This is a genomic window from Pseudogulbenkiania sp. FW507-F1 (assembly GCF_058781125.1).
The window spans coordinates 43046-61636 of sequence record NZ_JBYSWM010000004.1 but is presented as its reverse complement, the minus strand read 5'-3'; the positions used below and the strand labels follow the sequence as shown (position 1 = coordinate 61636).

Annotated in this window: 17 protein-coding genes; 7 read left to right on the top strand and 10 right to left on the bottom strand. The window is 66.8% G+C overall.

Annotated features, from left to right (window positions below; all coding sequences use genetic code 11):
* Positions 1-19: 19 nt before the first annotated feature.
* The 9 genes from qhpG to AC3WG5_RS03800 form a co-directional block, all read right to left on the bottom strand.
* The gene (qhpG, locus tag AC3WG5_RS03840; RefSeq protein WP_492567852.1) at positions 20-1330 is read right to left on the bottom strand and encodes a flavin-dependent monooxygenase QhpG; all 1311 of its coding nucleotides are present in this window, start codon (positions 1328-1330) and stop codon (positions 20-22) included.
* Positions 1327-2007: a subtilisin-like serine protease QhpE gene (gene qhpE / locus AC3WG5_RS03835; protein ID WP_008952602.1), complete on the bottom strand. Its 681-nt coding sequence runs from the start codon at positions 2005-2007 to the stop codon at positions 1327-1329. The genes qhpG and qhpE overlap by 4 nt, the downstream gene beginning before the upstream one ends.
* Positions 1997-3730 carry an ABC transporter ATP-binding protein gene (locus AC3WG5_RS03830; RefSeq protein WP_492567851.1) on the bottom strand — a complete coding sequence of 578 codons (1734 nt, stop codon included), beginning with the start codon at positions 3728-3730 and terminating at the stop codon, positions 1997-1999. The genes qhpE and AC3WG5_RS03830 overlap by 11 nt, the downstream gene beginning before the upstream one ends.
* A 63-nt stretch (positions 3731-3793) precedes the next feature.
* Complete coding sequence (locus tag AC3WG5_RS03825; protein ID WP_492567850.1) at positions 3794-5704, bottom strand: sigma-54-dependent Fis family transcriptional regulator; 1911 nt, start codon at positions 5702-5704, stop codon at positions 3794-3796.
* A gap of 182 nt (positions 5705-5886) precedes the next feature.
* Positions 5887-7317 (bottom strand): efflux transporter outer membrane subunit, encoded by a 1431-nt coding sequence (locus tag AC3WG5_RS03820; RefSeq protein ID WP_492567849.1) that lies wholly within the window; start codon positions 7315-7317, stop codon positions 5887-5889.
* Positions 7314-8225, bottom strand: coding sequence for an efflux RND transporter periplasmic adaptor subunit (locus AC3WG5_RS03815; protein ID WP_482581667.1), 912 nt, complete (start codon positions 8223-8225; stop codon positions 7314-7316). Before AC3WG5_RS03815 ends, AC3WG5_RS03820 begins: the two co-directional genes overlap by 4 nt.
* Complete coding sequence (locus AC3WG5_RS03810; RefSeq protein ID WP_008952596.1) at positions 8222-8431, bottom strand: DUF1656 domain-containing protein; 210 nt, start codon at positions 8429-8431, stop codon at positions 8222-8224. The genes AC3WG5_RS03815 and AC3WG5_RS03810 overlap by 4 nt, the downstream gene beginning before the upstream one ends.
* Positions 8428-10488, bottom strand: coding sequence for an FUSC family protein (locus AC3WG5_RS03805; RefSeq protein ID WP_492567848.1), 2061 nt, complete (start codon positions 10486-10488; stop codon positions 8428-8430). Before AC3WG5_RS03805 ends, AC3WG5_RS03810 begins: the two co-directional genes overlap by 4 nt.
* Positions 10489-10698: 210 nt before the next feature.
* Positions 10699-11172 carry a VCBS domain-containing protein gene (locus AC3WG5_RS03800; RefSeq protein ID WP_492567847.1) on the bottom strand — a complete coding sequence of 158 codons (474 nt, stop codon included), beginning with the start codon at positions 11170-11172 and terminating at the stop codon, positions 10699-10701.
* Positions 11173-11337: 165 nt separating this feature from the next.
* On the opposite strand from AC3WG5_RS03800, the gene AC3WG5_RS03795 reads away from it, so the two are divergent.
* Complete coding sequence (locus AC3WG5_RS03795; protein ID WP_482581672.1) at positions 11338-12279, top strand: LysR family transcriptional regulator; 942 nt, start codon at positions 11338-11340, stop codon at positions 12277-12279.
* Between the two features lie 107 nt (positions 12280-12386).
* Here the strand turns inward: AC3WG5_RS03795 and AC3WG5_RS03790 are convergent, their stop codons facing one another.
* Positions 12387-12707: an antibiotic biosynthesis monooxygenase family protein gene (locus tag AC3WG5_RS03790; RefSeq protein ID WP_014087271.1), complete on the bottom strand. Its 321-nt coding sequence runs from the start codon at positions 12705-12707 to the stop codon at positions 12387-12389.
* Between the two features lie 138 nt (positions 12708-12845).
* On the opposite strand from AC3WG5_RS03790, the gene AC3WG5_RS03785 reads away from it, so the two are divergent.
* The 6 genes from AC3WG5_RS03785 to sufU are packed head-to-tail and all read left to right on the top strand — an operon-like array spanning position 12846 to position 18589.
* The gene (locus tag AC3WG5_RS03785; protein WP_492567846.1) at positions 12846-13316 is read left to right on the top strand and encodes an SUF system Fe-S cluster assembly regulator; all 471 of its coding nucleotides are present in this window, start codon (positions 12846-12848) and stop codon (positions 13314-13316) included.
* 22 nt (positions 13317-13338) lie between these two features.
* Entirely contained in the window at positions 13339-14787 is a 1449-nt protein-coding gene (sufB, locus tag AC3WG5_RS03780; protein ID WP_492567845.1) for a Fe-S cluster assembly protein SufB, read from the top strand.
* A gap of 13 nt (positions 14788-14800) precedes the next feature.
* Positions 14801-15568 (top strand): Fe-S cluster assembly ATPase SufC, encoded by a 768-nt coding sequence (gene sufC, locus AC3WG5_RS03775; protein ID WP_492567844.1) that lies wholly within the window; start codon positions 14801-14803, stop codon positions 15566-15568.
* A complete protein-coding gene (sufD, locus tag AC3WG5_RS03770) occupies positions 15565-16881 on the top strand; it encodes a Fe-S cluster assembly protein SufD (protein ID WP_492567843.1) in 1317 nt (438 codons plus the stop codon). Before sufC ends, sufD begins: the two co-directional genes overlap by 4 nt.
* The gene (locus AC3WG5_RS03765) at positions 16878-18140 is read left to right on the top strand and encodes a SufS family cysteine desulfurase (RefSeq protein ID WP_492567842.1); all 1263 of its coding nucleotides are present in this window, start codon (positions 16878-16880) and stop codon (positions 18138-18140) included. Before sufD ends, AC3WG5_RS03765 begins: the two co-directional genes overlap by 4 nt.
* Positions 18140-18589 carry a Fe-S cluster assembly sulfur transfer protein SufU gene (sufU, locus tag AC3WG5_RS03760; RefSeq protein ID WP_492567841.1) on the top strand — a complete coding sequence of 150 codons (450 nt, stop codon included), beginning with the start codon at positions 18140-18142 and terminating at the stop codon, positions 18587-18589. Before AC3WG5_RS03765 ends, sufU begins: the two co-directional genes overlap by 1 nt.
* Positions 18590-18591: the final 2 nt, after the last annotated feature.

Genomic DNA, 18591 nt, shown 5'->3' with positions numbered 1-18591 from the left:
CCGAGGGCGCCAGTTTTTTTCAGGCTGGCCTGTAGCCCTGCGCCAACAGCCAGCCTCGCAGCATGTGGCGCTGCTCCGGCGCCAGGGCAGTCAATACGTCGGTGCCGGGGCCCTGCTGCAGCGCCTGCACGATTGGCGCCAACTCCACCCCTTGCAGATGCCAGATGCCGAGTGGCTGGTCGGGGCTGACCACCACGTCGGCTTCATCGATCACATCACCGTTGATCACCGGCGCCTTTTCTACCCGCAATTGTTCGAAGCCTGACGCCACATGGATTGGCTGCTGGTCGGGCCAGGCACGGCGTGCCTGCCAGAACGGCCGCTCGGCCCAGCGCTGTTCCATTGCGTAGAAGTCGCGGCCGATCCTGGCAAAGCGGTGGAATAGATGCTCGATGCGGCGTTGATGGAAGCGTTGTGCCAGCTGGGCGCGATCCGGCCGGGTCAGCAGGGTATGAATCACCGCCGGCGCTTGCAAGGCGGAAGACAGCGACTGGAAGATGCCGTTGCCGGAGAGCGGATCTACCGCCATGGCAGCATCGCCGACCCGGAGCCAGTTGTCCCCGGATGTTTCCAGACACAGGGTCGCCGTGCTGGTACGGGCATGCACGGCGGCCTCCTGCCGCGCCGGCTCCCCGAAGAAGTCGAGGACCAGCGCCGAGGTACGCCGGGCGGCGCAGAATCCGGCCAGCTGGTCTTTCTCCGGTAGCGCAGTGCTGGCCACGTCCAGCGTCAGCTGCCAGTAGCAGCGACCGTCCGCCAGCCTCGCCATCCAGACCCAGCCATCCTCCATGCTTTCCACCGCCGAGCCATGTGGCCCGGGGGCGCCTTGCCAAGTGTTGAGCAAACCCAGGGTTTCAGGGCCGCGCAGCCCTTTGCCGGACAGCGGTGCCAGCCGGCCACGCGCTTCCACCAGAAAATCGGCGGCGATTACGCTGGCCCCGTCGGGGCCGTCCAATTGAACATGATGGCCTTGTGCGTCGGAAACCAGCGTACGCACTTTGGCCTCGATCACTGCGATGCCCGCTGCCTGCAGGTCTAGCCTCAGGGCGTGGTCGAACGCGCGGCGGTCGAGCAGGAATTCGGTGTTGAGGGTTTGCCGGGTGCCGTTCCAGTACACCTCGCGCGCCGACGGCGCCGCCGCGCTGTCGGCCGCCCGTCGCAGGCCGGCATGATGCAGTCCGTCCAGCACCCGTTGCGATATCCCCTCCACCGCCTCGAAGCGGCGCCATTCGCTGACCACGCTGACGCGATAACCGAGCCGGTTGAGCCCGAGGGCGACAGCGGCACCGGCTGGGCCGGCGCCAAGTACCAGGATATGTGCTGAAGTCATGATGGATGCCTGCGTTGTTCAATGCCGATGAAACTGGCCTCGCGCTGCAAATGGTCAAGCAGTTGTTGGCGTGTGGCATCGGGATGAAGCAAGAAATAGGCCGCGATCAGCCCGCTCATCGCCGCCGTGGCGATGCTGGCCCCGGCCATCCCCCCCTCGCCGTTCGCGACCACGGTGCCGAAGTCGGCCTGGGGACTGGCGAGCCAGGACCATTGCCCGGCACGGCAGCGGGCATCGCCAGTGATGCGCAACACGCCCGGGTAGCTAGCCGGGTAGACCGGTTCGCCCTGGGCCGGGCTTGAGGCACACAGCACGATGCCGGCCGCGAGGGCCTGCTCGCAGGCGGCACGCAGCAGGGGGCGGTCCTGTCGGATGCCCAGGCTGAGGTTGATCACCTTGACCTCTTGCTCGATCAGCCAATGCAGGGCGGCCGCGATCTGCAGCGGGGTGGTGGTCCAGCGCTCGTGGAAGACCTGAGCCACGCAGAACTGCGCCGCCGGGGCCTGCCGTGCCGCCATGTCGAGCACGGCGCCGCCGTGCCCCAGCCGGTCGGGCTGGACTTCCCCGTGCCGCAGGTCTTCTTGCTCGAGCCAAAAACCGCGCGCCGCCAGCACCCGGCTCGCCTGCTCGTGGCGGCAGCCGCTGTCGACGATGCCGATGCGCAGTTCAGTGCCCATCGCTCACGCACGCCTCCTGGCGTAGCAACAGTTGTCCGTCGATCAGCTCGAAGCGCAGATCAGCCTGCGCCAGCGTCGACGCGCGGTGGCTGATCAGGATGCGGGTGCGCTGGCTGAACAGCTCGTCGATCTCGGCGATGACTTCGCGCTCGGTGGCCTCGTCCACCGCCGAGGTGGCTTCGTCGAGCACCAGGATCAACGGGTCCTGCAGCAAGGCGCGGGCAATGGCGATGCGCTGCTTCTGGCCGCCGGAGAGCTGTTGCCCGCGTTCGCCGACGTGGCTGTCGAGACCGTTCGGCATGGACTGGATCAGGCCGTCGAGACGAGCCTGCCGTGCCACGGTTTCGATCTGTTCGCGGCTGGCGTGCGGTGCGCTGTAGCGGATGTTGTCGGCCAGGCTACCACGAAACAGCACGATGTCCTGGCTCACGACGGCGATGCGGCGACGCAGGGTAAACAGGTCCAGTTCGCGCAGATCGACTCCTTCGAAGCGGATGCACCCTTGCTGGGGGTCGTAGAAGCGTTGCAGTAGGTCGATCAGGGTCGATTTTCCGACCCCGGATGCACCGCTGATGGCTACCTTACGCCCTGCTGGTATCCGCGCGGATACGCCGCGCAGTACCCCCTGCTGGCGCTCGCCATGGGCGAACCAGACGTTATCCAGTACCAGTTCGCCGCCGCTGCTCGACGGCTCTCGCGGATGTTCTGGCTGATGGATGCTGACCGGCTCGTTCTGCAACTCCATGACCCGGCCCAGGCTCACGGTCATGCGTTGCAGTGCGACGTAGAGCCCCAGCAGGCTTTGCACCGGCCCGACCGCCATGCCGAGATAGGTGGAAAAGGCGATCAGCGAGCCCAGTTGCCAGCTGCCGTTGACGACCCAGTAACCACCGATGAGGAAGGCGCAGGCACGCGACAGCGAGGTCAGCGTGCCGGGGACGGCTTGGGTGAAGAATTCGGTCACCTGTAGTTTGAGCAGGCGCTGCATATAGCCCTCGCCGAGGTGATCGAGGCGATGCAGTTCGGCGGTTTGCTGCCCGGCGGACTGGATGAACTTCATCGCGGGTAGCGTTTCGACCAGAAAGGACGACATGTCGGCCGAGCTTTCGCGCAGCTGGCGCGCATCGCGCTCCACTTTTTGGCGCATCCAGCGCAGCCACAGCACTTCGAGCGGGATCAGCACCACCACCAGCAGCGACAGTTTCCACGACAGCGCCAGCAGCAAGGCGATGGCTCCGATCAGGCCGATCACGCTGGAGACGGCGGAAAACAGCGAGTCCAGTGCAAAGCGCTGAATTTCGGCCACGTCGCCATCGAGCCTGGAAAGCAGGTCGCCGATGCGCCGCCGGCCGTAGAAGGCCGGGGAGAGTTGCTGCAGATGACCGTACAGGGCGCCGCGCAGAGAAAACAGGATGCGCCCGGACAGACGGGTGTGCAGGTAGCGGTTGACGCCGCTGAGCAGGGTGCTGGCAATGCCGACCACGATCATGGCGAGCGCGATGGTGAGCAATAGCGGGTAGTCTTTGCCGAGCAGCCCCCTGTCGATCAGCATCTTGGTGAGCCAGGGTTGGGCGAGCACCAGTAACGAGGCCCCCAGCGACAGCCCGAGCAGGCCGCCGATGGCCAGGCGATGCGGTCGCACGAAACCGTACAGCCAGTCCATAGACTGCTCGAACAGGGCCGGGTTGTTTGTTTTGGCGAGCTTGAGGAAAAACCTGAGCATAGGGGTCCGTGCGGCGGCTGCCGGGTCAAGATGTGCTCTGCGTGGCAGGGAACACGGAGGACGTTACCACTGCAGCTGCTTCAGCTTGCGGTAGAGGGTGGCACGGCTGATGCCCAGCGCGTGGGCCGCAGCCGAAACGTTGCCCTGATGGCTATCGAGAGTGCTGCGGATCAGCTCCAGTTCCTGGTCGCGGATCAGCCCGCCGGAAGGCCGCGTGCTGGCGTGCAACTCCTCGAGGAAATGGTCGCTCAGGTGTTCGGGGGTCAACTCGGTTTCGTTGCCTTCGCGCATCGCCAGTGCCGCGCGCAGCACCATTTCCAGCTGGCGGATATTGCCCGGCCAGGGGTAATGGCCAAAAAGCTCGGCCAGTTCGTGGCTGACCGTGACGTGGCCTGCCCCCAGCTTGCCGAGCAGTGTGTCGATCAGTTGGCCGAGATCCTCGCGCTCGCGCAGCGACGGCAAGCCGACGCTCACCCCGTTGATGCGGTAGTAGAGGTCTTCGCGAAACATCTTGTCGCGCACCATGGCCTTGAGGTCGCGGTGGGTGGCACAGATTACCGCGACGTCGATGTTCTGCTCTTCGCCGGCCCCCAGCGGCACCACCTTGCGCTCTTGCAGTACGCGCAACAGGCGCGCCTGCAGGTGGAGCGGCATGTCGCCGATTTCGTCGAGGAACAGCGTGCCACCGTTGGCCTGCATCAGGCGCCCGACCACGCCGCCCTTGCGTGCGCCGGTAAAGGCGCCGTCGCGGTAGCCGAACAGCTCCGATTCGATCAGTCCTTCGGGAATGGAGGCGCAATTCACCGCGATGAACGGTTTGCCGGCGCGAGCGCTGACTTCGTGCAGGGCGCGGGCGACGACCTCCTTGCCGGTGCCGGTTTCGCCGAGCAACAGCACGGGGAGATCGTTGTTCAAACCTTGCCGCGCCATTCTCAGGGCTCGCCCGAAACGGCTCTGGCCATCCGCCAACTCGTCCAGGGTGCAGGGTCTGGGCTGGGGTTTGGCCGTCGTAGTCGGCGTCGACACGATGGTCGGCGTGCGCGGCAGCTGCAAGGCCTTGAAGTAGAACTCGCCATGTGCCAGCGGGACTTTGGCGGTGCCGTCATGCACGATGCGCGAGATCAGCGTGTTGCCGCGCACGCCCAGCGCCTCTTCGCAACGCTGGCCGACCATCTTGTCGCGCGGCAGCTGCAGCAGGTCGCAGGCTTGCTGGTTGGCGGCCAGGATGTCGCCTTCCACGCTCACCGCCAGCACGCCGTGCCAGGCCGAGCCGAGATATTGCTGGCGCGGATGAAATACCAGCACCAGATGCTCCGGGAAAAAGGCGCCGAACAGGCGGCTTTCGATCTGGCTGGCGGCGATCATCAGCATGCCGAGGCTGTCCTGCGGCTGGGCCAGGGTGCCCTCGCGCGTCAGGTCGAGCACGCCGATGGCGTCGCCGTGCGGGTTCTTGATCGGTACCGAGGAACAGGAGAAACGGCTCAGGCATTCGAGGTAATGCTCGCCGCTATTGATCAGGATCGGCCGGCTCTCGATCAGCGCCGTACCGAGGGCATTGGTGCCGCGCAGCGATTCGCTCCAGCAGGCCCCGGGGGTGATGTCCTGGATGCCGAGGGTACGGAGGTAATCGGTGCGCCCTTCCACCGCGAGCATGTTGGCGTTGGCATCGCCCAGGATGACCAGGCCTTCGTTGCCGTAACGTTCGGCCAGGAACTCCATTTCCGGGGTGGCGGCGTCGAGCAGCATGCGGTTGGCCGCCAGCAGCATGTCCAGATCGTTGACGACCTGCAGGCTGACCAGTTTGCTGTCGATGCAATCCAGTCCGTGGCTGAAGCTGCGGCGCCAGGAGGCTTCGATTTCCTGGCGCAACAGGCCTTGGGGAAGTTGTCCCTCCACACGCAGCTTCTCCCTGAGCAGGTGGGCGGCCTGCAAGGGATCCGGAGTGGCTGGTGTCAAAGGAAAGAAGTGGCTCATAGACCTCCCGGCAAAGACTTGGCGCCGCCGCTGTCAGACAGCGCTCGGCCCAAGCTGGAAGTCAGTAACTTGTCACATTATCGACCAAAAATCCACACATTAGCAGGCGGGGTTCGGCGCAGCGCAGGGTTGGCCGAAGCCTGCCCCCTGCCCCGGCGCGCCGGCTTTCCGGGGAGGTCCGTTTACTTCGTCGCCTCGCTCTCCCAGCCGCCACCCAGTGCCAGGAACAGGTTGACCTGGTCGACGGCAAGCTGGCTCTCCGCGCTGGCCAGCGAGGCTTCGGTGTTGGCGAGGGTGCGCTCGGCGTCGAGGCTCGACAGGTAGGGCACGCGCCCGGCCTGGTAGAGGCGGCGGTTCTGCTCGGCGGCTTCGCGGGCTTCGTCGCGTGCCGTCTGCAGGTCGGCCTGGCGCTGCAGGTTGCGCGAGTAGAAGCTCAGCGCGGTTTCGGTCTCGCGCAGGGCGTTGAGCACGACGCCATCGAAGCGCGCCAGCGCGGCTTCGGCGTCGGTCTTGGCGATCTTGACCCGGGCGCGCGCGCCGCTGTCGGGTATCGTCCAGCTGATCAGCGGGCCGAGGCCGAAGCGTTCGGTGCGCCCTTCCCCGAGGTGTTCGAGGATGCCGCTATACCCTGCCGAGGCGCCGATGATGATGCTGGGGTAGAGCGCGGCGGTGGCTACCCCGATGCGGGCGGTGGCGGCGGCGAGCTGGCGCTCGGCCTCGCGCACGTCGGGGCGGCGCTTGAGCAGCGCGGCACCGTCGCCGACCGGGATGCGTTGCTCAATGCGCGGCTCGGTCTGGCAGTCGATCCGGGCGTCTTGCAGCTGTTGCGGAGTTTTGCCGACCATCACCGCCAGCCGGTAGCGGGCGGCGTCTTTCTCGGCCTGGAAGCGCGGCAGCGTGGCGCGCAGCGTATCGGCCTGGGAGCGTGCGCGCAGCACGTCGGTGATGCGGCCACGCCCGGCGTCGGCGAGGCGGCGGGCGACGTCGACGCTGCGGTTCTGCAGGTCCAGCACATGCTGCGCGACCGCCAGTTCGTGCCCCGCCGAGCACATCTGCACATAGGAACGCACGGTTTCCGCCGCCACCGAGACGCGCACCAGGTCGAGCGCCGCTTCGCTGGCCTCGGCGCTGGCGTGGGCGGACTCTTCGGCGCGCGCCAGCTTGCCGAACAGGTCGATCTGGTAGGCGATCTGGATGCCCGCGTCGCCCTCGTTCAACACCGGCAGCTTTTCCTCGACCAGGAAGGCTTCGCCGGCCTCCCGTGCGCGCTTGGCGGCCAGCGTCACGCCGGCGTGCGGGCCGCGCTCGGCGTCGACTTCGGTCACCACCGCCATGGCCCGGCGCAGGTTGGCCGAAGCGATGCGGATGCTGGTATTGGCTTCGAGCGCCTCGCTCACCAGCTTGTCCAGCGCCGGGTCGCGGTAGAGCCGCCACCAGCCGGCGGGGACCGGGTCGAGCGATACCCCGACGCCGTTGCCGCCGATGAAGGCACCGTTGGCCGAGGGCGCGCGCACCATGGCGTTATCCGGCACGCGATAATCCGGGCCGACCGTGGTGCAGGCCGTCAGCCCGCCCAGCAGGGCGAGCGACACGAGAACGGAGAGGCGTTTCACGAGCGGGCCTCCCCGTGCTTGGCGGCGGGTTTGGCCAGCGTGGTGACCGTCTGTACCGATACCGTGGCGGTGCGTCCGGCAATCAGGCGGAAGTCGTCGGGCACCTCGTCCAGCGCGATGCGCACCGGCACCCGCTGTGCCAGACGCACCCAGTTGAAGGTGGGGTTCACGTTGGGCAGCAAGGTGGCGCCATTGCTGCGGTCGCGGTCCTCGATGCCGGCGGCGATGCTTTGCACGTGGCCGCGCAGGGTGTGCGCATCGCCCATGATCTGGATGTCGACCGGCTGGCCGATGTGCACGTTGTTGAGCTTGGTTTCCTCGAAGTAGCCGTCGACGTGGAAGGAATGGGCATCGACGATGGAGAGCACCGGGCGTCCGGTGGTGACGTAATCGCCCAGGCGCGGCGTGCGGTCGTTCAGGTAGCCGTCCACCGGGCTTTTCACCTCGGTGCGTTCCAGGTTGATGCGGGCGACGTCGAGCGCGGCTTCGGCGGCGGCCAGGGTGGCTTCGCCTTGCTGCACCTTGGCCTCGCTTTCCTCCAGGTTTTCCTTGGCCACCAGGTCGGCCAGGGCGCGGCTGCGGACGGTCTCGCGACGGGCTTGCGCCAGCGTGGCACGTTGCGCCGCCACCGCCGCCATGGCCTGCTTCAGCGCCAGCTCGTAGCGGGCGCGGTCGATCACGAACAGCACCTGGCCGCGCTTCACCAGCTGGTTATCGCGCACCGATACGGTGGTGATCAGCCCGGAGACGTCCGGGGCGATCTGGACCACGTCGGCACGGATATGGCCATCCCGGGTCCACGGCGCGTTGCTGTAGTAATCCCACAGGTGCCAGCCGACCACGGCGGCGATGACGACGACAGTCAGGGTCAGGATCACCGACCCTGCGTTTCGAATGTTTTTTTTCATGGGTGCAATCCGCGAGTCAAGGCAACCGTGCCGCCGAGCACGATCACGTAAAGGGCAAAATTGAACAGCGAGCGGTGCCAGACGAGCTTGTAGACGCCCAGCCGCATCAGAACAAAGCGCAGGCAGCCGGTGACGGCCAGGGCGCCGAGCATCAGCACCAGCAGGCTGGGGATGAACACGCCGTAGAGATCGATTTCGCCAATCATGGGGTTTCTCCTGCGGAGGGGGCCGTGGCGGGGGCTCCGGTCAGCGCGACAAAGCGGGCGGCATCGGGAAACAGCGTGATGCGCAATTCCACCAGGGCGTTCTGGGCTTCCCGCGCCGCCCTGCCCAGCTCCGCCTTGGTGAGGCTCAAGGCCCGGTCGATTTCCTCGCGCAGCGAAGCGGGAGGCTGACGCTGGCCATGGTGGCCGACGCATTCCCGGTAGTGCCCGGCGACGGACTGGAGCACGCGGTCGATCGCCACGTGCGCTGTCTCTGGCAGGCGGTGTTCATCGCGTTGCAGGTCCAGGGTGCTGAACCCTACCCGCAACTCGCCGAAGCCGGCATCGCCGTGGTCATCGTCGCTGGCGGCCAGGCGCGGCACCAGCAGGCCCAGGCGGTCCAGCATGTGCGACGTGAGGTTGGCGTAATCGCCGCGGTGGCTGCCTGCAGCGGTCTCGGCCAGGTCTTTCCAGCTGGCGCGCAGCAGGCGGCGCATCGCCAGCTCGGCGCCAAACGGCCGCGTCAGCAGGGTCCAGCACAAGGCGAACAGCACCCCGCACACCCCGGCCACGCTGCTGTTGAAGAAGGCGGTGAAGTCCGCATCGTAGGCACCTTGCAGGCCGAGGAACGAAGCGGTGTTGACCGTCAGCAGCATGGCGGCCATGGTGAAGCGCGGGTGCGATGCCAGGGTGCCGATGGCGAGGAACGGGATGGCCAGCATCAGCGCCAGGGTTTCGAACTCGTGCGCGGCCGGGATGATCAGGAATAGCAGCACGGCGGTGAGCGGGATACTGACCGCGGCCCAGGTGAAGAAGGTGCGGATCAGCGGCGCCGGCTCGTCCTGTGCGGCGAAGAAGCAGCTCGAGACGGCGCCCAGGATCACCGCGCTGGCGCCGTCGTTCCAGCCCATGCCGATCCACAGCAGGCAGGAGAGGAAGATCGCCAGCGAGGCCGATGCCGCCGCGAACAGGATCATGCCATGGTCGTAATGGCGCGCCTTGCCGCCGAGTTCCCAGCGCCGGTACGCCGGTTTCCACGCGGTATCGGCCTCGCCCCGGGCGATCATGTCGCGCAGGTCGAGGCAGTCCTGCCACAGCCGGATCAGCGATTGCAGGCGCGTGACGGCGTGCGCGATCAAGAGATCGTTCCATTCCGCGTCCGGGCCGCTACGGCGCGCATCGGCAAGCTGGCGCTGAAAACGTGCCGCCTCGTCGCGGCCCCTGGCCCCGGGCGACGAGAGTATCCAGCGGGCGATGGCTTCCATCAGGCCGGTCAACGGGGCGGGAACGTCCTGCTCCAGCTTGCGTGCGGCGTCGAGCGTCGCCGTGAGCGAGGACAGGATGGGCAGCAGCATGCTCATGCGGCTTTGCAGTTCGCGCGTGGTGTGCACCATGTCCGCGTTGGCGGCATCGTAGGCCAGGTGGGTGATGTACTGGTCCAGGGACAGGATGTCGGCGGCCAGACGATGGCGGGTCGCCGGGTGGCTGCTGGCGAAGGCCGGCGACAGGGCTTCCGCCGCCCAGGCGCCGGCGTCCTTGAACCAGGCGCCGATGCGGGCTTCGAGCACCGGCGCCACCTTGCTGGGAAACACGATGGAGGCAACCACGCTGGCACATACGATGCCGAGCACGATTTCCTCGCTGCGCGCCAGTGCAATGTCGAACACCGCCTCGGGCTGGGACACGGCGGGGAGCGCGATCATCGGCAAGGTGTACGCCGAGAGCATGAAGAGGTAGTTGCGCGGTGTGCGGTCGCGCAGCGATAGGCACAGCAGCGTGCCGGTCCAGAGCGAAATGACCAGGCTCAGCATGATCGGCTCGTTGACGAAGCGGGGCACGAAGAGAATGGCAGCGGCACCGCCGATCAGGGTGCCGATGACCCGGTAAAGCCCTTTCGAGCGGGTGGCGCCAATCAGCGGATGCGACACGATGTACACCGTGGACATCGCCCAGTAAGGGCGTGGCAGCCCAAGGGCCATGCCGATGTACAGGGCCAGTATCGCGGCGAGAAAGGTCTTGGCCGAAAACAGCCAATCGCGCCAGCTGGGGAGAGTCATCATGTGGTGTCGTTGTTAGCCGCCCCATCCGACGCAGGCGATGGGTTGTGGGAGGAAAAAATGACGCATACCCCTCAGCACGCATGGGGTTTCAAACCTGCGGGGGCTCCCGACCATGCCTGGGTCTTGGCTTTGGTTATAGCAAAGCGGCCGGGCCGGAAGTCTAAAAAGCCCCGGGGTTCCGGGGCTCGGGCGGACAGGGTGGCGTGGCGATCAGTTGGTGCTGCGCGGGTTGAGTACGTACAGTTTTACGGCGGACTGGCCGACCTTGAGTGCGCGCGGCACGGCTTTGAAGTTGTCGAAGCGCCAGGCGAAGTTGGCTTCCTTGTGCGCGCCGACCTGACCGATGGTGACCGGGGCCGCTCCTTCGCCTTCGATCACCACGTTCACCGGTTGGGCGCTGTTGTTGGCGACGTGAAAGGCCATGCTGTCGTCGCGCGGCACGCCGACCGAGCCAGGCTGCACGCTACCGTCTTGCGCCACCGTCAGGCGCAGATGGGTGTCGGCATCGATCACCGCGGTGCGGGTGCCGAAGGACGCTTGCGGTGCCGTGGCGGCGGTCTTGACGGTGGCGCCACCCAGGTTGTCGACGTAATAGTTGTCGTTGCCGGCGTAAGCCGAACCGGCACATGCGAAGGCGATCAAGGCGGTACAGGGCAAGGCGGCGGCGAAGCTGATTTTTTTCATGCTGCAAATCTCCATGTTGGGCGGTGTCCGCGGGGCCGAAACGACCTCGGTTACCGGAAAAGCGGCGCCGCGTTGTCGTGCGGGGCGTCATGGAGGTATTTCAACAGTTGCTTCGTTGGGAATAAACCGGGGAAAATGAAATGGGTAATTAACTAAAAAGAAATTATGGATACCTTGACTGCCATGCGCGTCTTCCAGACCGTGACCGAAGCCGGCAGTTTTGCCGGCGCCGCCGAGCGCATGGACCTGTCCCGCGCCATGGTCACCAAGTACGTGGCGGCACTCGAACAGCAGTTGGGCGTGCGCTTGTTGCATCGCTCGACCCGGCGCCTGTCCCTGACCGAAGTCGGCGCCGATTACATCCAGCGCGTGGCGTCCATCCTGGCGCAGGTGGATGAAGCCGCGGCGGTGGCCAGCCGCCAGAGTCAGACCCCGGCGGGCACGCTGCGCATCACCGCCAGCGTCGCCTTCGGCCAACGTCGGCTGGGCACGCTGCTGACCGAGTTTCACCGCCGCTATCCGGAAATCAGCGTCGACCTGATGCTCACCAACCGCCACATCGACCTGGTCGAAGAAGGCTACGACCTCGCGCTGCGCACCTCGCTGCACGCCAGCGAGGAAAACCTCATCGCCCGGCTGCTGCTGGGCCCGATCTACAGCACGCTGCTGGCGGCGCCGAGCTATCTGGAGAAGCACGGCACGCCGCAGACACCGGCCGACCTTGTCCATCACAACTGCCTGCGCTACAGCCGCCCGCTGGAGTCAAACACCTGGAGCTTCGGCCCGCCCCAGTCGCCCGTGACCGTGCGTGTGTCCGGCTCGCTCAGCACCAACGACGGCGCGGTGCTGATCGATGCGGCCCGCGCCGGGCTCGGCATCGCGCTGCAGCCCAGCGTACTGGTCAGCGAAGACCTGGCCTCGGGGCGGCTGGTTGAATTGCTGCCAGATTGGGAGAAGCCAAGCACGGCGCTGTATGCGCTCTACCCGGCGCGCCGCTTCCTGCCGCAAAAGGTGCGCACGCTGATCGACTTCCTGTCCGAGCAACTGGGGCAGCTATCCCGCTCGCCCGAATACGTGGCCAACCGCGCCCCGCTGGGCGGCCGATAAGGTCCCTCGCCGCTTTGACTTGACGGCGAGTCAGGCCAAGTCAAGGCGCGGCCGTGGGGCGAGCGACACGGCGCGGCTCCGTCCCTTTCCCCTGGGCGGTGTACCGCTCATCGCCCTGCGCCTTGCGGCAGCACGGACCATTCGGGTTCGTCAAATTCGCCGATCACGGTGATGTCGCAATTGGCCGCATGCTTTTCGAGAATGGCGCGGACCGTTTCGTCGCGCCGGTCGTCCTTGGCGTCTCGGTGCGCCTTCGACTCCCAGGTGGCGATGGCGAGCAAGGTGTCGGGGGCGCCGATCTTGCGATGCAGGTAGGTGCCACGGGCACCGGGCGTGCGCTGGATGATCTCGCTGGCGCGAATCCAGGCCTCGGCGTATTCCTCGACCGTGTAGCCGGGCCGCATGCGAACTTCGAAAATGAATTTCATGCCGTTGCCTCCTTCCCTGGCGGGGTGAGCCGGGCCGGGTGCCCGACGCCTCTTTTTTCTCTGCCAGAGGCTCATCGACCTGGCCCTGCGGAACATATAGGACTAAATTGATTCTATATAAAGAACAGGGACTTGGAGATGTTGCGGCTGAGCAGGCTGACCGATTACGGCACCGTGATCATGGCCCACATGGCGCGTGAACCGGGCCATGTCTACAGCGCCGCCGAGCTCGCCGGCGCGGTGGGGGTCGCCCTGCCCACCGCGAGCAAAATCCTCAAGACCCTGGCGCGCAAGGCCTTGCTGCACTCGTTGCGGGGCGCTCACGGCGGCTACCTGCTGGCGCGGCCACCGCGGGAGATTTCGATCGTCCAGGTCATCGACGCGCTGGAGGGCCCGTTCGGCGTCACGGAATGCAGCGTGGCGGCCGGTCTGTGCCCGCAGGAGAACGCGTGCGCCTTGCGCCGCCACTGGCAGCGCATCGACCGGGCGCTGCGCCAGACCCTCGATGGCCTGACGCTGGAGGACATGACGCAACCGGTGCCGGCGGGAATGCCGGAGCGGCGGCGGGCGCAGCATGACCGGCGGCACCGTTCTGGCGGTCATGGCTGAGCGAAATCGACAGGAGAGGCAGATGGCCAGTTCGACAGTCAAGCTCGACGAGCTGATCAGCCAGGAATACCGGCACGGCTTTTTCACCAGCGTCGAGACCGACACCGTGCCGCGCGGCTTGTCGGAAGACCTGATCCGGCTGATTTCGGCCAAGAAGGGCGAGCCGGACTTCCTGCTGGAATGGCGCCTGCGCGCGTACCGGCACTGGCTCACCATGGCCGAGCCGCACTGGTCCACCGTGCATCACCCTCCCATCGATTACCAGGACATCGCTTATTACTCCGCGCCGAAGTCGCGCCAGGACGGGCCGCAAAGCCTGGACGAGGTCGACCCGGAGTTGCTGCGCACCTATGAGAAACTGGGTGTGCCGCTGGAAGAGCGTGCCCTGCTCGCCGGCGTGGCGGTGGACGCGGTGTTCGACAGCGTGTCGGTGGCGACTACCTTCAAGGACAAGCTGGCCGGGCTCGGCATCATTTTCTGCTCGTTCTCCGAGGCGGTGCGCGAGCACCCGGAGCTGGTGCGGCAGTACCTGGGCTCGGTGGTGCCCTACACCGACAATTTCTTCGCCTCGCTCAACTCGGCGGTGTTCAGCGACGGCTCGTTCTGCTACATCCCGCCCGGAGTGCGCTGCCCGATGGAGTTGTCGACCTACTTCCGCATCAACGCCCGCAACACCGGCCAGTTCGAACGCACGCTGATCATCGCCGACAAGGGCGCCTACGTCAGCTACCTGGAAGGCTGCACCGCGCCGATGCGCGACGAGAACCAGCTGCACGCCGCCGTGGTCGAGTTGATCGCACTGGAAGACGCCCAGATCAAGTACGCCACGGTGCAGAACTGGTACCCCGGCGACAAGGAGGGCCACGGCGGCATCTACAACTTCGTCACCAAGCGCGGCGATTGCCGTGGGGACAACTCGAAGATTTCCTGGACCCAGGTGGAGACCGGTTCGGCCATCACCTGGAAGTACCCCAGCGTGATCCTGCAGGGAGACAACGCCGTCGGCGAGTTTTACTCGGTGGCGCTGACCAACCACTACCAGCAGGCGGATACCGGCACCAAGATGATCCACCTGGGCAAGAACACGCGCAGCACCATCCTCTCCAAGGGCATCTCGGCCGGGCACGGCAGCAACGCCTATCGCGGCCTGGTGAAAGTGGCGAAGAGCGCGGTCGGCGCGCGCAACTACACGCAATGCGACTCGCTGCTGCTGGGCGACCGCTGCGCCGCCCACACCTTCCCCTACATCGAGGTGAAGAACCCGACCGCCCGTGTCGAGCACGAGGCCTCGACCTCGCGCATCGGCGAGGACCAGCTGTTCTACTGCCAGAGCCGCGGCATCGCGCCGGAAGACGCGGTGTCGATGATCGTCAGCGGCTTTTGCAAGGAAGTATTCAAGGAACTGCCGATGGAGTTCGCGGTGGAGGCCCAGAAGCTGCTGGGGGTAAGCCTGGAGGGCAGCATCGGCTAACAAGGAACAGACCATGCTCGAAATCCGCAACCTGCACGTCTCGATCAACGACAAGCCCATCCTGCGCGGCCTCGATCTGACGGTGCGTGCCGGAGAGGTGCACGCCATCATGGGCCCCAACGGCTCGGGCAAGAGCACGCTGGCCCACGTGCTGGCCGGGCGCGAGGGCTATACGGTGACGGCCGGCGAAGTGCGCTACCTGGGGCGCAATCTGCTGGAGCTGTCCCCCGAGCTGCGGGCCCGCGAGGGGATTTTTCTGGCGTTCCAGTATCCGGTGGAGATTCCCGGCGTCGCCAACATCTACCTCCTGAAGGCGGCGGTGAACGCGCTGCGCCTGCACCGTGGCGAGCCGGAGCTGGACGCGGTGGACTTCCTCGCGCTGGTGAAGGACAAGCTCCGGCTGATGGGCATGGACACCGGCCTGCTGTACCGCTCGGTGAACGAAGGCTTTTCCGGCGGAGAGAAGAAGCGCAACGAGATTTTGCAGATGGCGGTGCTCGAGCCCCGCCTCGCGCTGCTCGACGAAACCGACTCGGGCCTGGACATCGACGCGCTCAAGGTCGTCGCCGGCGGAGTCAACGCCATGCGCAGCCCGGAACGCGCCATGGTGCTGGTGACGCACTACCAGCGCTTGCTCAACTATATCGTGCCGGACCAGGTGCACGTGCTGGCACAGGGCCGCATCGCCTTGTCCGGCGGGCGCGAGCTGGCGCTGGAGCTGGAAAACCGTGGCTACGGCTGGGTCGAGGCAGCGGCGGGACAGGCGGGAGGCGGCACATGAATCCTGCCGCCGACTTCTACCGCGACGCCTTCGCCCGCGTCGCCACGACCTTGCCGGGTAGCGAGCTGCCGTGGCTGCGGCGCGGGCGCGAGGCGGGCCTGGCATTCTTCGCCGAGGCCGGTTTCCCGACGCTGCGCCAGGAGGACTGGAAGTACACCAGTGTCGCCGCCATCGAGAAAAGCCGCTTCATGCCGCCCCCTCCGACGGCGAACGGCGTCGCTCCTGGGCTGATCGACGCCTGGGGGCTGGCGGGAACGCAGCGCCTGGTGTTCGTGAATGGCCGTTACCAGCCGCGCTGGTCGAACATCGGCCCGTTGCCGGCCGGGGTCACGCTGGCGAGCCTCGCCGAGGTGCTGGAACGCGATCCTGAACGGCTGGAGGGCGTGCTGGGCGTGTTGCCAGATGGCTACCCGTCGGGCTTCGCCGCGCTCAACCAGGCCTTCTTCAGCGACGGCGCCTACCTGCAACTGGCCGCCGGGGTGGCGCTCGAGACGCCGGTCCACCTGCTGTTCGTCACCACCGAAGCGGGGCTGGCGCTGCACACGCGCAACGTGGTGCGTGCCGAGGCCGGCAGCCGCGCCTGCCTGATCGAACACCATGTGGCGCTGGGCGACGGCGCCTACCTGAGCAACACCGCCACCGACCTCGTGGTCGGGCAAGATGCCGAGGTCGAACACCTCAAGCTGCAGCAGGAGTCCCTCAAGGCCTTCCACGTGGCCGCGCTGGATGTCGACCAACAGCAAGGCAGCCGTTTCGTTTCGCGCTCGTTCGCGCTGGGCGGCGGCCTGGCGCGCGTCGACATCCGCGTCGGGCTCAACGCCGAGCACGCCGCCTGCACGCTCGACGGGCTCTACATGACCGACGGCCGGCAGCACAGCGACCACCACACCCGCATCAACCATGCCCGGCCCTACGGCACCAGCCGCGAGTTCTACAAGGGGGTGCTGGCCGGCGCGTCGCGCGCGGTGTTCAACGGCCGAGTCATCGTGCAGGCCGACGCCCAGCACAGCGACGCCTATCAGGCCAACCGCAACCTGCTGCTGTCGGACAACGCCGAAATCGACACCAAGCCGCAACTGGAAATCTACGCCGACGACGTGAAGTGCAGCCACGGCGCCACCGTCGGCCAGCTCGACCCGGAGCAGGTGTTCTACCTGCGCTCGCGCGGGGTGGACGAGGCCGACGCGCGCGCCCTGCTCACCTTCGCCTTTGCGGCGGAGATGGTCGGCCGGATCGACATGGCGCCGTTGCGGGCGCGGCTGGAAAAACTGCTGCTGGGGCGCTTGCCCGAGCGGGTCAAGGAGCTGGTATGAATGCCGTGGTGAAGCAAGAGGCCGTCCGCCGTGATGAGTTGCCCGGGTTCGACGTGGCGCGCTGGCGGCAGGATTTCCCCATCCTGAGCCAGACCGTGCACGGCAAGCCGCTGGTCTACCTCGACAACGCCGCCACCAGCCAGAAGCCGCAGAGCGTGATCGAGACCGAAACGCGTTACTACGGCGAGATCAACGCCAACGTGCACCGTGGCGTGCACACCCTGAGCCAGCGTGCCACCGAAGCCTTCGAGGCGGCGCGCGACACGGTGCGGCGCTTCATCAACGCGGCCCGGCGCGAGGAAATCGTGTTCGTGCGCGGCACCACCGAGGCGATCAACCTGGTGGCGGCGAGCTTCGGCCAACGTTTGCGGCTCGGCGACGAGATCCTGATCACCGAGATGGAGCACCACTCCAACATCGTGCCGTGGCAGCTGCTGTGCGAGCGCAGCGGCGCGCTGCTGCGCGTCGCCCCCATCGACGAGGCGGGCGAGCTGAAGCTCGACGAATTCGCCCGCCTGTTGGGCCCGGCGACCCGCCTCGTGGCGGTGACGCAGCTGTCCAACGCGCTGGGTACCGTCAACCCGGTGCGCCAGTTGATCGAGCTGGCCCACGCCGCCGGGGCGGTGGTGCTGGTCGACGGCGCCCAGGCCGTCGCTCACCGGCCGGTCGACGTGCAGGCGCTCGACTGCGATTTCTACGCCTTTTCCGGCCACAAGCTCTATGGGCCGACCGGCATCGGCGTGCTCTACGGCAAGACGGCGCTGCTGGAGTCGATGCCGCCCTACCAGGGCGGCGGCGACATGATCCGCCAGGTCAGTTTCGCCGGCACCACCTACAACGACCTGCCCTACAAGTTCGAGGCCGGCACCCCGAATATCGCCGGCGCCATCGGCCTGGGGGCGGCCATCGACTACCTGAACGCGCTGGGCTTACCCGCTGTGGCCGCCCACGAGCAGGCCCTGCTCGCTGAAGCCACCGCCCAGGCCATGCAGATACCCGGCCTGCGCCTGATCGGCACGGCGCGCGACAAGGCGAGCATCCTGGCGTTCACCCTGGAGGGCGTGCATCCGCACGACATCGGCACGATCCTGGACCTGGAAGGGGTGGCGGTGCGTGCCGGACACCATTGCGCGATGCCGGTGATGGCGCATTTCGGCCTGCCCGCCACGGTGCGCGCCTCGTTCGCCCTCTACAACACGGCCGAGGAGGTGGACGTGCTGATGCACGCCATCCGCAAGGCCCGGGAGGTGTTTGGCTGATGTCCGACTTGCGCGAACTCTACCAGGAACTCATCGTCGACCACTACCGCCGGCCACATAATTTCGGCCCGCTGGCGGGAGCGAACCGCCACGCCGAGGGTTTCAACCCGCTGTGCGGCGACCATCTTTCGCTGTCGCTCAAGGTGGTGGACGGCGTGATCGAGGACGCCTGTTTCGAAGGCGCCGGTTGCGCCATCTCCACCGCCTCGGCCTCGCTGATGACCGATGCGCTCAAGGGCAGGACCGAGGCCGAGGCCGAAGCGCTGTTCGCCGTCTTCCATGCGCTGGTGACGGCCGAGGACGCCACTCCCGCCGAAGCGCCGCTCGGCAAGCTTGCCGTGCTGGCCGGGGTGCGAGAGTTTCCGACCCGGGTGAAGTGCGCCACCCTGGCCTGGCATACCCTGCTGGCCGCGCTGCACCAGAGCGACCAGCCGGTATCGACGGAGTGAAG